The sequence below is a fragment of the Streptomyces sp. NPDC002467 genome (assembly GCF_042889825.1).
In the GTDB taxonomy this organism is placed as follows: domain Bacteria; phylum Actinomycetota; class Actinomycetes; order Streptomycetales; family Streptomycetaceae; genus Streptomyces.
In genome coordinates this window covers 255,472-269,561 of sequence record NZ_JBIARJ010000002.1, presented here as the reverse complement: position 1 = coordinate 269,561, position 14,090 = coordinate 255,472, and the positions used below count along the sequence as shown (strand labels likewise).

Below are 14,090 nucleotides of genomic sequence, written 5' to 3'. Positions count from 1 at the left end.
TTCTCCGGAGGTCGAGGGGATACCGGTTCAGTCGCCGAGGGTGGCGACCAGGACGGCCTTGATGGTGTGGAGCCGGTTCTCGGCCTGGTCGAACACGATGGAGTGCGAGGACTCGAACACCTCGTCGGTGACCTCCAGCGCGGTCATGCCGGTCCGCGCAGCGATCTTGGCGCCGACGGTGGTGTCGCTGTTGTGGAAGGCCGGAAGGCAGTGCATGAACTTGACCGCCGGGTTGCCCGTCGCCTCCAGGGTCTTCGCTGTCACCTGGTACGGCTTGAGCAGGGCTATGCGCTCGTCCCACATCTCCGGCGGCTCTCCCATGGAGAGCCATACGTCGGTGTAGACGAAGTCGACGCCGGCCACGCCTTCGGTCACGTCCTCGGTCAGGGTGATGCGCGCACCGCTGACGGCCGCCGCCCGCCGCGCGTGGTCGACGACGTCGGAGGCGTTGTGCAGGGATCGCGGGCCGACCATGCGTACGTCCATGCCGAGCATCGCCGCGACGATCAGCAGGGAATTGCCGACGTTGTTCCTGGCGTCGCCCAGGTAGGCGAAGGACACCTGGTTCAGCGGTTTGTCGGTGTGCTCCCACATGGTGAGCACGTCGGCGAGCGACTGGGTGGGGTGCCACTGGTCCGTCAGGCCGTTCCAGACCGGAACGCCGGCGTGCTGGGCCAGCTCCTCCACCAGGCGCTGGTCGCTGCCCCGGTATTCGATCCCGTCGTAGTAGCGGCCGAGGACGCGTGCGGTGTCCTTGATGGACTCCTTGTGCCCGAGCTGGGAGCCGGCCGGGTCGAGGTAGGTCACGTGCGCGCCCTGCTGGTGCGCGGCCACTTCGAAGGCGCATCGGGTCCTCGTCGACGTCTTCTCGAAGATGACGGCGATGTTCTTGCCGCGCAGCCGCTGCTCCTCGCGTCCCTCGCGGCGGGCCGTCTTGATGGAGGCGGAGAGTTCCAGCAGGTGGCGGAACTCCTCGGGAGTGAAGTCGAGTTCCTTGACGAACGGGCGCTGGTGCAGGTCGTCGTGCATGGCGGGCTCCTCGATGTGTACGGGGTGTGTGCGGCGGGCGGATGACGGGGACGCGGGGGCGCGGCGCGGGAGGGGTGGTCAGGCGGCCTCGCGCTCGATGGGACAGGTCATGCACCGCGGGCCGCCACGACCCCGGCCGAGTTCGCTGCCTCGAACGGTGATCACCTCGATACCGCTCTTGCGCAGGTGGGTGTTGGTGGTCACGTTGCGCTCGTAGGCGACGACCACGCCGGGTTCCACGGCCAGCACGTTGCAGCCGTCGTCCCACTGCTCCCGCTCGGCGGACCGCAGGTCCTGGCTCGGGGTGAGGACGTTGATGGACGGCAGACCCAGCGCGTCGGCGATGGCCCCGTCCATGTCCTCGGGGGCGTGGTCGGTGACCCTCAGCCCCTCCCCGCCGGTCCCGGGTTCGATCGTGGAGGAAGGCAGCATGCCGAGGCCGGCGTATCGGGTGAAGGTGTCGCCGCTGACCATCGTCATGACCGTGTCGAGGTGCATGAAGCTGCGGCTCTTCGGCAGGCTGACGGCCACGACCCGCTGGGCGGAACCCGCCGCGAACATGCGCAGGGCGAGATTCTCCACGGCCTGAGGCGTGGTGCGCTCGCTCATGCCGACGAGCACCGCGCCGTTGCCGATGACCAGGACGTCGCCGCCCTCGATGGTGGCGGGATAGGCCGCCTGCCCGTCGGACCACCGGTGGAACTCCCCCTTCGCGAAGAGGGGGTGGTGCTGATAGAGGGCTTCGAAGTGAACCGTTTCACGGCGGCGTGCCCGTTTGTTCATCGGGTTGACGCTCACGCCGTCGTACACCCAGCACGAGGTGTCGCGGGTGAACAGATGGTTGGGCAGCGGCGCGAGGAGGAAGTCGTCGGGCGCCATGGCGTGCAGTCGTACGCTCGGTATCGGGCCCGTGCGCTCGAGCAGTTCCGCCATGGTGACGCCGCCGATGAGGCAGGCGGTCAGGGCGGCCGGCTCCAGGGAGTCGAAGTGCGTGCGGAGCCGGTCGGCGCCGAGGACGCCGAACTCGCGTTCGTCGAAGACCCGGTCCAGCACGAGCTGCCGCGCCTCGATGCCGTCCAACGTCTCGGTGAGCAGGTCGGCGAGGAGGTGCACGCGCACTCCGCGGTCCCGCAGGACATCGGCGAACGCGTCGTGCTCGTCGCGGGCGCGCTTGGCCCACAGCACGTCGTCGAAGAGAAGCTCGTCCTTGTTGGTGGGTGTGAGGCGTGTCATTTCGCGGTCGGGGCGGTGCAGGATGACCTGCCGCAGCCGGCCGGTCTCGGAGTCGACGTGAAACGTCATGGGGTCCCCCGGAGGTGAGACGGAAGGTGCGCTCGACGGGCGCCGAAATGGGATGTGCGCCCGGCCGGCGTCCTCTGGGGGCGCCTCGGGGAGCACGTGAACTCTGTCACTCGCGCCCCCTCATGCCCGGCGGCAACAGTCCCTGGTGGCGGGCCGGTCGGCACTCTCCGGGAGGGCCTGTCCGGTCGCTTCGCAGGGCCCTTCGGCCCTGTATGGCGACGGTCGGGAACCGAACGCAGCGGGGACGAGGGACACCCGCGGTCAGAGGTCTGCGTGCCGTGCAAGGGCCAGGGGTGGCCGGCAGTGGTCCCGCGCGGCGTACATGACGGCGCCCCAGAACGCGCTTGACCGGCGCGAGTGAGGATCAGCAGATTCGCCTGGGGATCGGGCAAGTCCTCGACTACACGCACCAGCTACAGCTCGGGCGCACCGACATTCGGGTATGCCCCGTCCTGGCCCTGGAGAAGCGGCCAACTGAACCGAGATGGACCTCGCTCACGGAAGCCAACGGAATCCTTCTCACACGGGCTCCCGTCTTCGCAGGATGCTGAGCAAAAGACTTCACCCCCGACATGGGCAGCCGCCCCCGGCGCACGGCGGCAGACGATCCCAGCGAACACCCGAACCACCCGGACCGCATTCCCCCGACTTAGTCACCAGCAGGGGCCGGGCGGCACTTTTCGGGGCGGCAGGTCCTGCTCATTCCGCCGCGAACCCTGCCCCGCGGCTCCATGCCCGATAGGCCTCCAGAGCCGTGGGCAGGGTCGGGTAGATGCGGTCGGCGCCCACCGAGGCGGTCAGGCCGTAAGCGTCCAGGTCCTCGCGGAGTTCCTGTTTGACCCTGGCCAGGGCGAGGACGATGCCGCGGTCCTCGAGTTCCTGGCGGAGTGCGTCCACGGCGTCCAGGGCCGTGATGTCCACCTCCACGTTCGCCTCGGTGTTGAGGACGAACCATCGTGTGGGAGAGGTCTGCTCGTCGACCGCTGCCAGGGCACGACGGCGGAAGTTCTCCGCGTTGGCGAAGAACAGCGGCGAGTCGTAGCGGTAGATCAGCAGCCCCGGAACCGTCCGCGCCGTCGGGTAGTCGTCCACGTCGTGCATGCCGGCGAGCCCGGGCACCATGCCTTCCACGGCGTCGTGCGGGCGGGCCACACGGGCCAGCAACTCGACCACGGACAGGGTGACGGCGACGAGCACGCCGTACAGGATGCCGAGGGCCAGAACGCCCAGGAGGCATCCGAGTGCCAGCAGCAGCTCGCGTCGGCGGAAGGCCGCGAGACGCCGGAACTCGCCCACTTCGACCAGGCGGACGGCGGCGTAGACCACGATGGCGCCGAGGACGGCGCTCGGAGTGTGGGCCAGGAGCGGCCCCAGGAAGAGGAGGACCATCAGTACCGCGAGTGCGGCGAACAGGGAGTAGGCCTGGCTCCGTGCCTTCGCCGACTGGGCCAACGCGGTGCGGCTGGCGCTGCTGCTGACGGGGAACCCGTGCATGACGCCCGCCCCCAGGTTCGCCGCCCCCAGGGCGAGCAGCTCACGGTTGGGGTCCAGCGGAAGCGGGTCGCCCCGGTCGGCGAAGGCCCGGGCGGTGAGGATCACGTCCGAGTAGCCGACGAGAAGGACGCCCAGCGCCGGGATCACCAGCTGCGGAAGGTCACCGAGGGACGGCAGCGCGGGCACCGGCAGCCCGGAGGGTACGGCTCCGATCACGGCGATCCCGTACCGCTCGTCCAGCCCGAATGCCGCCACCAGGGCTGTGACGGCGACAAGGGCGAGCAGGGGACGCGGAACCAGCCGCCAGTACCTCGGCGCCACCAGGAGCAGGACGAGCACAGCGGCGGCCAGGCCGACGGTCGGCCAGTGAACGTCCGAGACGTTGAGGGCGAAGGTGTACAGCTGTGAGAAGAAGCCGGAGCCGGTGGCTCGTACTCCGGTGAGCCGGGGCAGCTGGTCGACGATCATGATCAGTGCGACACCGGCGAGGTAGCCGACGAGCACGGGCCGTGAGAGCAGGTCGGCGAGGAAGCCGAGGCGCACGGCCCAGGCAACCAGGGACACCAGGCCGACGACCACGGCGAGGGCCGCCGCGAGCACCGCGTACCGGCCCGTGTCCCCTCCGGCGAGTGGCCCCACGGCGACGGCCGTCATCAGTGCGGTGGTCGACTCGGGTCCCACCGACAGCAGCCGTGAGGAACCGATCAGGGCGTAGAGCACCATGGCGGGCAGCACGGCCCAGAGTCCCGCGACCGGTGGCAGCCCGGCCACCCCCGCATAGGCCATGGCCTGGGGCACCAGATAGGCGGCCACGGTGATTCCGGCCAGTGCGTCCCGACCGAGCCACGGCCGGCGGTACCCCCGGAGACCGAGGGGCAGCAGGGACGGCCTTCCACGTGCGGACATCGCGCTCCTCGCTGACGGTGCACTTGGCGACTCCGCGTCGGAATCTGCCGCGCTTCAGTCGTTCCCGAGCGTGGACGCATGGTCGGGGACGGCGTTCTGGAGGTCCTTGGGAGGACGCTGGTATCCCGTGGAGGGAGGGCGGGGCGGCAGAGTGAGCGACGGCAGGGCCACGTCCGCGTAGGGAAGCGAGGACAGCAGGTGGGCCATCATGTTGAGTCTCGCGCTGCGCTTGTCGTCGCTCTCGACCACGTACCACGGTGCGTCCACCGTGTCGGTGTGGACGAGCATTTCGTCCTTGGCCCGCGAGTACGCCTCCCAGCGCGTGAGGGACTCCAGGTCCATCGGGGAGAGCTTCCAGCGCCGCAGCGGGTCCTCCGCCCGGGCGCGGAACCGCTCCTCCTGCACGGCGTCACTGACGGAGAACCAGTATTTGCGGAGCAGGATCCCGTCTTCGACGAGCATGTGCTCGAAGACCGGACACTGGCGCAGGAAGAGCCGGTGCTCCGCAGGTGTGCAGAAGCCCATGACGTGCTCGACCCCGGCGCGGTTGTACCAGCTGCGGTCGAACAGGACGATCTCGCCGGCGGCGGGCAGGTGCTCCACGTAGCGCTGGAAGTACCACTGGCTGCGCTCCCGCTCCGTCGGCGTGGGGAGGGCCGCGATGCGTGCGACGCGGGGGTTGAGGTGTTCTGCGACTCGCTTGATCGTGCCTCCCTTGCCCGCGGCGTCGCGGCCCTCGAAGACGACCACGAGCCGGGCGTCCTCCGCGCGCACCCACTCCTGGACTTTGATCAGCTCCGTCTGGAGCCGCAGCAGCTCGTCCTCGTAGACCGCCTTCTTCAGGCCCATGGTGTCTCCTCCCCGTCGTCGTCCGGCGCTTCGGTCAAGTCAGTCTCGGCTGGCATCCGCGCGCAACGATGCCCATCGGGTCCGGGCGTGTCGATACGCTGACCGTGGATCGGGCAACCGAGCGAGCCGTCGGAGGGGAAGCACGTGGGTGTGAGGGATCCGTTGACGCAGGTACCGCGGATGCGGCTGGACGAACTGCTGGACGAACTCCAAGCGCGCATCGACGAGGTGCGCGGCACCCGGGACCGGGTGCACAGCCTCCTGGAGGCCGTGGTGTCCGTGGGGCGGGAGCTGGATCTCGCCCAGGTGCTCCGGCGGATCGTGGAGGCGGCCGCGCTGCTCGTCGACGCCGAGTACGGCGCGCTGGGAGTGATCGGCCCCGACGGCCGCACGCTTTCGCAGTTCCTGACCGTGGGGCTCACGGATGACGAGATCGCCGAGATCGGTCCCCTGCCGGCGGGCCACGGCCTGCTCGGGGAGGTCATCCACCACCCGGAACCGCTGCGCCTGACCGATCTCGGCGCGCACTCCTCTTCCTACGGCTTTCCGGCCCACCACCCGCCCATGCGCACCTTCCTCGGTGTGCCGATCCGGGTCCGCGACGAGGTGTTCGGCAATCTCTACCTGACCGACAAGCGCGGCGGGATCGACTTCGACACCGAGGACGAGACGGTCATCTCCACCCTCTCGGTGGCGGCGGGTGTCGCGATCGACAACGCGCGGCTCTACGAGGGCTCTCAGCGCCAGCAGCGGTGGCTCAGGGCCAATGCGGAGATCACCGAGAGCCTGCTGTCCGGCAGCTCCCGACCGGCGGTGCTGGAGCTCATCGCCCGCCGCGCACAAGAGATCACCGCTGCACGCCTCGCTGACATCGCCATGCCCGTGAGCGGTATCGACGGCCTGGTCGTGGAGTTCGCGGCCGACGCGGACGGAGCCGAGCGGCAAGGTCTTGTCGTCCCCTTCGCGGGCACGCTCGCAGGAGCGGCGCACCTGGCCGGCAAACCCATCACAGCGGTGCAAGCCTGGGCCGACGAGCGCTATCCCGCTGAGTCCCAGGTTCAGGAAGGGTTGGGGCCCGCCGTGGCCGTCCCTTTGGGCACCGCGGGCGGCGAAAGCAGAGGTGTCCTGCTGCTCGCGCGCCCGGCGGGAGAGCCGGCGTTCGGCGAGGGCGAGCTGGAGCCGCTCGTCGCCTTCGCCGGTCAGGCCGCACTCGCCTTGGAGGTGGCGGAGCGGCGCCGGGACGCCGAGCAGATAGCACTGCTGGAGGAGCGCGACCGAATCGCCCGTGACCTGCACGACCTGGCGATCCAGCGTCTCTTCGCCACCGGCATGACCTTGCAGAGCGCCGCCCGGCTCGTCGAGCACGACGGGGCCGCCGAAAGGGTCGGCCAGGCGGTCGACGACCTGGACGAAACGATCAAGATCATCCGGTCGACGATCTTCGGGCTGCGTACCAAGGACCGCGAGGGCGGCCCTGGTCTGCGGGCGCGCGCCGCTCGCGCCGTCGGCGACGCGGCCACCACCCTCGGCCATCCGCCGCGCCTGAGCATGGAGGGCCTGCTCGACACCGACGTACCTCCACAGATCGCCGACCACGTCATGGCTGTGCTGGGCGAGCTGCTCAGCAACGCCGCCCGCCACGCACAGGCGACCCGGGTCGGAGTGACGCTCAAGGCCGGCCAGGGCGAGATCGTACTGACCGTCTCGGACAACGGGACGGGTATTCCGGCTCAAGGCCGCAGAAGCGGCCTGCTCAACCTCGACGAGCGGGCGCGGAGCCTGGGCGGCTCCTTCAGTCACGAGACTCCGGATGACGGGGGTACAAGGCTCGTCTGGCGGGCGCCCCTCCCCACCGGGGGCTGAGGACCGGGGCACGGCGTCAGCCCCGGGTCACAGGCACGGGCAGCGTCGGGTCCGCCTCCAGCAGGAACCCGGTGACAAGATCCGGCCGGATCCGCAGGGCGCTGGTCATCCGGTGCGCCACCCATGGACGAAGCAAGTGCGCGTACCGGTCCAACTCGTCGGCATCTGCCACCACCCTCGCGTAACCAGTGACGACAACGCTCCAGCCGAGGTGCGTGACGGAATCGATGACGTCCGCTTCGTAAGCGACCACCACACCGGGAGCATCGGCGGGTGCCGCCAGGGAGGCCAATGCTCCGTCCTCATGTATCCGGACGATGATGGCCTCGTTCTCGACGAGATGGTTCACCGGGCGGACGGCGGGCAGCGCGTGCTGAGTGAAGACGATGCGCCCCAGGGACACCGTCGAGAGCAGCCGCAGGGCCTCGGCCCTGTCCAGCTCCCGCATGTAGCGGCGGGCTGTCGTGTCACCGACCTCTCGGGCCCTTAGCGGGTTGCCTTCGTGATCCATGCTGCTTACCTTCGTCCGGCCCCGATGGGCCCTTGCGGCTTCCGCATCCCAGCCTTCACCGCGATCCACGGGAGAACCAGGGCCGAACGGCCCCCGTCAGGGGGCGAGATTCGGACACCCGCTCGATCACGTCACGGCGAGCGGCAGGCCGCGGTCGACACCGAGCACCTGCATGGACTTGACCAGCAGGGGTGGTACGCCGCAGAGCAGGAGCTGCGTGCCCGCGCTACGGCAGCGCTGGTGGAGCCGGAGGAAGAGTTCGATGCCTGAGCTGTCGCAGAAGGAGATCCCGGACAAGTCCAGGACCATGTTGCGGTGGCCGAATCCGGCGAGTTCGGCGAGGCGTGGTTCCACTCGTCCCGCCGTATGGAAGTCGAGCTCTCCGGCCAGGGCCATCCTCAGGCCGCGGTCGTCGCGTGCCACGGTCCGCAAGTCGATCAAGGCGGTCGTCATGGTGTCCTCCGCGCTGCGTGCGGCTCCGTCGAGTCGCGCCGTTCCCCGTGCACCCGCAGTTCATCGGGTGCCGAGTGCACTCGGGAAGGCCCGGCAGGCCCTCGGACAGGGCCGAAGGTCCCTCCTCCTCTGCCCACACCGGCCCTGCCGCGCGCAGCGGCAGGCCGATGAGTGCCAATCGGCACTGTCCGTTCCGCCCGTACGGAAGGCAGGTTGCCGCTGTGTGTGCGTTCAGGACGAACCAGGCGAAGGAGTCGCGTCATGACCGGCAGCGGTGCCCACTCCCACGCGACGAGCGCGAGCGCGAGCGGCGCGACCGTTCCCCATCAGCATCTTCCTGCTCGACGACCACGAGGTCGTGCGCAGAGGGGTGCACGACCTGTTGGACGCCGAGTCCGACCTGACCGTGGTCGGTGAAGCGGGCACGGCGGAACAGGCGCTGATCCGCATCCCCGCACTGCGCCTCCGGGTCGCGATCCTGGACGTACGGCTCCAGGACGGCGACCGAGTCAGCGTCTGCCGGGAGCTGCGCTCACGGATGCCCGAGCTGGCCTGCCTGATGCTCACGTGGTTCGACGACGAGGAGGCACTCCTGGACGCCGTGATGGCAGGGGCCTCCGGCTACGTGCTCAAGCAGATCACCGGCACCGACCTGGTGACCGCCGTCCGGACGGTGGCCTCCGGCCAGTCGATGCTCGACCCCGGCGCCACCACGCGGCTGATGGCCCGCGTACGCGTCGACGTGCCGAAGGAGGAACAGGTCACGGGTCTTCCCGGCTCCACCGACCGGGAGAAGGAGATCCTCCTCATGGTCAGTGCGGGTCTCACCAACCGGGAGATCGGCAAGCGGCTGTACATCGCGGAGAAGACCGTCAAGAACATCATCTCGCGGCTCTTCATCAAGCTCGGCGTGGAGCGGCGCGTCCAGGCCGCAGTGATCGCCAGCCACGCGCTGGCCCCACCAGGCCGGCACACGATCCCGGCCGCGGAGTAGGAACCGCCCACGGTAAGGGCCGGGCACGCCGCACGACGGCGAGCCCGGCTTCAACCGTTGATTCGGCGTCAGTGGTGCGGGACGACAGCGACGGGGCAAGCCGCGTGGTGGAGCACGGCATGGGCCACCGAACCGATGCGCGTACCCACCGCCGACTCGCGGACCCGGCGGCCGACGACGACCAGCTGGGCGTCCGAAGCCTCCGACAGCAGCACGTGGCCGGCGCTGCCCCGCTCCACGTGCGCGACGACCTCCACTTCGGGAAACCTCAGCCGCCACGGCTCCAACGCCTGGTCCAGCGCGGCCTTCTCGAACGGCTCCAGACCGCCGAGCTGCTCGGCGATCCACATCGAGCCGGGGCTGTATCCGTACACCGGGGGCAGGTTCCAGGCCCGGACGGCGCGGAGCGGGACCTTGCGCGCCGCGGCCGCCTCGAACGCGACGCGCAGTACCTCGGCGGATTCCTCCACTCCACCCTGCTGTCCCACGACGACCTCGCCCTCCTCCGGCACGGCCAGAGGCCTGCCGTGGGCGGAGCGGACGGAGACGACGGGGCACTCGGCGGCAGCGATCACCTGCTGACCGTAGGAGCCGAGCAGGAAGCCGAGCAGGGCTCCGTGCCCGCGGGTGCCGAGGATCAGCATCTCGGCTTCCTTGGCGGTGCGCAGCAGGGCCGGCACGGGCGTGTCGCACAGGACTTCTGCGGTGAGCGCGAGCGACGGGTACCGGTGGGTGAGCTCCTGCTCGACCTCCTTCAGGATGTCGTCGGCCCGGCGGGATTCGGTGTCGCGGTCCTGGACGATCGGGACGGCGAGCGGCTGCCACAGCCAGGCGTGGACCACGTGCAGGGGCAGGTCACGCCGTACGGCTTCGCGCGCGGCCCAGTCCGCGGCGGCCCGGCTTTCCGGGGATCCGTCCACTCCGACAACGAGGGTGCGCTTCACAGGTCTGTCCTCCGTATTTGATGCGAGAGGCATCGGGGTCGGCCGGCGGGGATTGGGTGGCGTCGGCCGGGGGAAGGACCGGCGCCACCGGGATTCACCTTGCTCGTGCCGGGCAGGGGCGCAGAAGGGCCAACGGTCCCTCCTCGAGGGCCGGTCCTCCTCTCGCGGCCGCACCACAGCAGGGGCAGGGTGTCGGTATCGGCCCCGTCGACGAACGTCCCGGACCCTCAGACGCAGGAGCGGACATGACCGCGTTGACCGCGCACTCGATCTCGCAGCTGGACGCCCACTGGCGCGCCGCGAACTACCTGGCCGTCGGTCAGATCTACCTCATGGGCAACCCCCTGCTGACCCAACCGCTGAGGCCGGAGCACATCAAGCCGCGGCTGCTCGGCCACTGGGGCACCTCGCCCGGCCTCAACCTGGTGCACACGCACCTCGACCGCGTGGTCAAGGAGCGTGCGCTGGAGGCCCTGTGCGTCTGGGGTCCGGGGCACGGAGGTCCCGCGGTCCTGGCCAACTCCTGGCTGGAAGGGACGTACAGCGAGACGTATCCGGACGTCAGCCGCGACGCCGACGGCATGGCGAAGCTGTTCCGGCAGTTCTCCTTCCCCGGCGGGGTGCCGAGCCATGTGGCGCCCGAGACTCCCGGCTCCATCCACGAGGGTGGCGAGCTCGGTTACGCCCTCTCCCACGCCTACGGAGCCGCCTTCGACCACCCGGACCTGCTGGTCGCCTGCGTCATCGGCGACGGCGAGGCCGAGACCGGTCCGCTCGCCGCGTCCTGGCATGCGAACAAGTTCCTCGACCCGGTCCACGACGGCGCGGTCCTGCCGATCCTGCACCTGAACGGCTACAAGATCGCCAACCCGACCGTCCTGTCCCGGATCCCCGAGGACGAGCTCGACGCGCTGCTGCGCGGCTACGGGCACGACCCGCTGTACGTGACCGGCAGCGACCCCGCCCAGGTGCACCACGCCATGGCCCGCGCGATGGACCACGCCCTGGACCGCATCGCCCTCATCCAGCAAGAGGCACGGACGGCGGGCACCGACCCCGGCCGAGAGTACGCACGCTGGCCCATGATCGTGCTGCGCACGCCCAAGGGCTGGACCGGTCCGGCGAACGTCGACGGCGACCCGGTCGAGGGCACGTGGCGGGCCCACCAGGTCCCGCTCGCCGGTGTGCGCGAGAACCCGGCACACTTGCAGCAGCTGGAGGCCTGGCTGCGCTCGTACCGGCCGGAGGAGCTCTTCGACGCCGACGGTCGGCCGACGGCTCAGGTCCTGGCCTGCGTGCCGGACGGCGAGCACCGCTTGGGCGCCGTGCCGTACGCGAACGGGGGCCGCCTCCTGCGGCCGCTCCCGCTGCCCGCGCTCGACCAGCACGCCGTCCCCGTCGACAAGCCCGGCCGCACCCTCCACGAACCGACCCGCGTCCTCGGCCGCTTCCTCACGCAGATCATGCGGGACACGGCTGAGCGACGGGACTTCAGGGTCGTCGGTCCGGACGAGACCGCCTCCAACCGGCTGGACGACCTGTACGAAGCCACCGGCAAGGCCTGGCAGGGCATCACGGAGGCCACGGACCGGAACCTGTCACGCGACGGCCGGGTCATGGAGATCCTCTCCGAACACGTCTGCCAGGGCTGGCTGGAGGGCTACCTCCTCACCGGCCGCCACGGCCTCTTCTCCACCTACGAGGCCTTCGCCCACATCGTCGACTCCATGGTCGCCCAGCACATCAAGTGGCTGAAGGCCTCGCGCGAACTGTCCTGGCGAGCGCCCATCGCTTCACTCAACTACCTGCTCACCTCGCACGTCTGGCGCCAGGACAACAACGGCTTCTCGCACCAGGACCCCGGATTCGTCGACCACGTCCTCAACAAGAGCCCCGAGGTGGTACGGGTCTACCTGCCGCCGGACGCCAACACCCTCCTCGCCGTGGCCGACCACGCCCTGCGCAGCCGCGACCAGGTCAACGTCATCGTCGCCGGCAAACAGCCCTGCTTCGACTGGCTGCCCATCGACGAGGCCCGCACCCACGTGACGCGCGGCGCCGGCATCTGGGAGTGGGCGGGCACCGACCACGGCTCCCACGAACCGGACCTCGTCCTCGCCTGCGCAGGCGACGTACCCACCATGGAAGTGCTGGCCGCCGCAGCCCTGCTCCGCGAGCACCTGCCCTCGCTGGCCGTCCGCGTCGTCAACGTCGTCGACATCGCCCGGCTCATACCCCACGAGGAACACCCCCACGGCATGACGAACCCCGAGTACGACGCCCTCTTCACCACCGACAAGCCGGTGGTCTTCGCCTACCACGGCTACCCGTGGCTCATCCACCGCCTCGCCTATCGCCGCACCGGCCACCCGAACCTGCACGTCCGCGGGTACAAGGAGTCCGGCACGACGACCACCCCCTTCGACATGGTCGTGCGCAACGACATGGACCGCTACCGGCTCGTCATGGACGTCATCGACCGCGTACCCGGCCTCGCGACCCGCGCCGAAGGACTGCGCCAGGCCATGGCCGACCAGCGCATCCGCCACCACGCCTGGATCCGGGAGCACGGCACCGACCTGCCGGAAGTAGCGGACTGGTCTTGGCCGTACTGAACACGCGCGGGGCGGGGGCCGAACTCACCGACCATGGGCCGGTCCGGTCCCCTCCGTGTCCCACAAGGGCGCTGCCGCGCCCGTGGGCACCCTGATCACGTTCGAGGCCGCCGGCAATGCCCTCACCGTCGGCTTCACCGCCCGCGCGCTCACCGGCGACAGGCGGCCAGTCATCCGGCCCCCCTCTGCTCGCGCCTGTTCCCGGCAACTTGCTCCACCGGCTCATCCCCACCTTCTGGGCCACGCCCTGCAGCTCCCGCACCACCGAGCGCTGACCGGCGGCCGAGACGGGGCGGCCTTGCGGAGGCGGCGAGCAGGGCGGCCGGCGCCATCCCTGCTCGTCGGGCGGGTAGACCATCAGCTTTCGCGGACATGGGCTCAGCCTCTGCGCTCGCTCTCCCGCCAGCACCTCCTCACGCCCGAAAGGGTGCACCCGGCCCACGAGGCTCCTGCGAGCCGCCGATCAAGGGCGGCTCCCGGCGACGAGGTACTGCCCGGGCAACTGCGTCGTCCAGGGCTCTCCCCACCTGCGCGTCTTCTATGACCGTTCGACACAACCCGCGTGTATGAATCGACGCCGCAGTGGGGCAGGGCGTCGGTGGCCAGCACCGCCGGGCCGCATCGTCAGTCTCGGCCGTTCGCCGCAGCCGGGCCCACATGCCGGGCCCGGCCGATCGCGGGCGACGTCGACGAGGGCCGCCCCCGGGGTCCCCCGTACGGTGATGCCATCAAGGGTGACACCGGCCTTCACGGCGCCGAACGCCGTATCGAGGACCTCGCGGAGTCTTTCGGCGGCCGCGGCACGGCACTGGGCGAGGGCATGGGGACCGAGGCCGTTGCGGCTTCCGAGTTCGCCGCCCGGTGACTGCCAGGCCAGGACGGCCCACAGGTCCGCACCACGCACGCGCGCTTCCGCGGCGGCACGGTGCAACGCGGCCAGATTGCCCGCCGTTCCCGTCACACCGACCAGGACTCTCCGCATGACCTCTTCCCTCTCGTCTCGTCCGACGGTCCTCATGAAATGGCCTCATCGGGGGATGAGGTGCGGCTGCTGACGGCCTTCTAGCGCGGAGATCCGTGACCATGACGGGTTTCTGATGCCTCAACCCTCCGGTGTCAGTGATCCGTCA

At 70.1% G+C, this 14,090-nt stretch carries 11 protein-coding genes; 3 read left to right on the top strand and 8 right to left on the bottom strand.

Features of this window, described 5'->3' with window-relative positions:
- Window positions 1–27 precede the first annotated feature (27 nt).
- From argF to ppk2, 4 genes are all read right to left on the bottom strand, one after another.
- A complete protein-coding gene (argF, locus tag ACFYYJ_RS04560) occupies window positions 28–1,029 on the bottom strand; it encodes an ornithine carbamoyltransferase (RefSeq protein WP_329096493.1) in 1,002 nt (333 codons plus the stop codon).
- A gap of 78 nt (window positions 1,030–1,107) precedes the next feature.
- The gene (locus tag ACFYYJ_RS04555; protein ID WP_389128398.1) at window positions 1,108–2,331 is read right to left on the bottom strand and encodes an arginine deiminase; all 1,224 of its coding nucleotides are present in this window, start codon (window positions 2,329–2,331) and stop codon (window positions 1,108–1,110) included.
- Window positions 2,332–3,030: 699 nt separating this feature from the next.
- Window positions 3,031–4,731: a SulP family inorganic anion transporter gene (locus ACFYYJ_RS04550; protein ID WP_389128395.1), complete on the bottom strand. Its 1,701-nt coding sequence runs from the start codon at window positions 4,729–4,731 to the stop codon at window positions 3,031–3,033.
- Window positions 4,732–4,785: 54 nt separating this feature from the next.
- Window positions 4,786–5,580 carry a polyphosphate kinase 2 gene (ppk2, locus tag ACFYYJ_RS04545; protein WP_389128392.1) on the bottom strand — a complete coding sequence of 265 codons (795 nt, stop codon included), beginning with the start codon at window positions 5,578–5,580 and terminating at the stop codon, window positions 4,786–4,788.
- 180 nt (window positions 5,581–5,760) lie between these two features.
- Here ppk2 and ACFYYJ_RS04540 point away from each other — a divergent pair, with 180 nt between their 5' ends.
- On the top strand, window positions 5,761–7,443 hold the full coding sequence (locus tag ACFYYJ_RS04540; protein WP_389128389.1) for a GAF domain-containing protein: 1,683 nt from the start codon (window positions 5,761–5,763) through the stop codon (window positions 7,441–7,443).
- A gap of 16 nt (window positions 7,444–7,459) precedes the next feature.
- On the opposite strand, the gene ACFYYJ_RS04535 is transcribed toward ACFYYJ_RS04540, so the two are convergent.
- Together ACFYYJ_RS04535 and ACFYYJ_RS04530 are read right to left on the bottom strand one after the other, a co-directional pair.
- Window positions 7,460–7,954 (bottom strand): pyridoxamine 5'-phosphate oxidase family protein, encoded by a 495-nt coding sequence (locus tag ACFYYJ_RS04535; protein WP_389128386.1) that lies wholly within the window; start codon window positions 7,952–7,954, stop codon window positions 7,460–7,462.
- A 126-nt stretch (window positions 7,955–8,080) separates the two neighbouring features.
- Window positions 8,081–8,407 carry an STAS domain-containing protein gene (locus tag ACFYYJ_RS04530; RefSeq protein WP_389128385.1) on the bottom strand — a complete coding sequence of 109 codons (327 nt, stop codon included), beginning with the start codon at window positions 8,405–8,407 and terminating at the stop codon, window positions 8,081–8,083.
- A gap of 274 nt (window positions 8,408–8,681) precedes the next feature.
- On the opposite strand from ACFYYJ_RS04530, the gene ACFYYJ_RS04525 reads away from it, so the two are divergent.
- Complete coding sequence (locus ACFYYJ_RS04525) at window positions 8,682–9,401, top strand: response regulator (RefSeq protein ID WP_389128384.1); 720 nt, start codon at window positions 8,682–8,684, stop codon at window positions 9,399–9,401.
- Between the two features lie 68 nt (window positions 9,402–9,469).
- On the opposite strand, the gene ACFYYJ_RS04520 is transcribed toward ACFYYJ_RS04525, so the two are convergent.
- The gene (locus tag ACFYYJ_RS04520; RefSeq protein WP_389128383.1) at window positions 9,470–10,345 is read right to left on the bottom strand and encodes a universal stress protein; all 876 of its coding nucleotides are present in this window, start codon (window positions 10,343–10,345) and stop codon (window positions 9,470–9,472) included.
- Between the two features lie 245 nt (window positions 10,346–10,590).
- On the opposite strand from ACFYYJ_RS04520, the gene ACFYYJ_RS04515 reads away from it, so the two are divergent.
- Window positions 10,591–12,960, top strand: a complete 2,370-nt coding sequence (locus tag ACFYYJ_RS04515; protein WP_389128382.1) for a phosphoketolase — start codon at window positions 10,591–10,593, stop codon at window positions 12,958–12,960.
- Window positions 12,961–13,498: 538 nt separating this feature from the next.
- Here the strand turns inward: ACFYYJ_RS04515 and ACFYYJ_RS04510 are convergent.
- The gene (locus ACFYYJ_RS04510; protein ID WP_389128381.1) at window positions 13,499–13,942 is read right to left on the bottom strand and encodes a universal stress protein; all 444 of its coding nucleotides are present in this window, start codon (window positions 13,940–13,942) and stop codon (window positions 13,499–13,501) included.
- Between the last annotated feature and the right edge of the window lie 148 nt (window positions 13,943–14,090).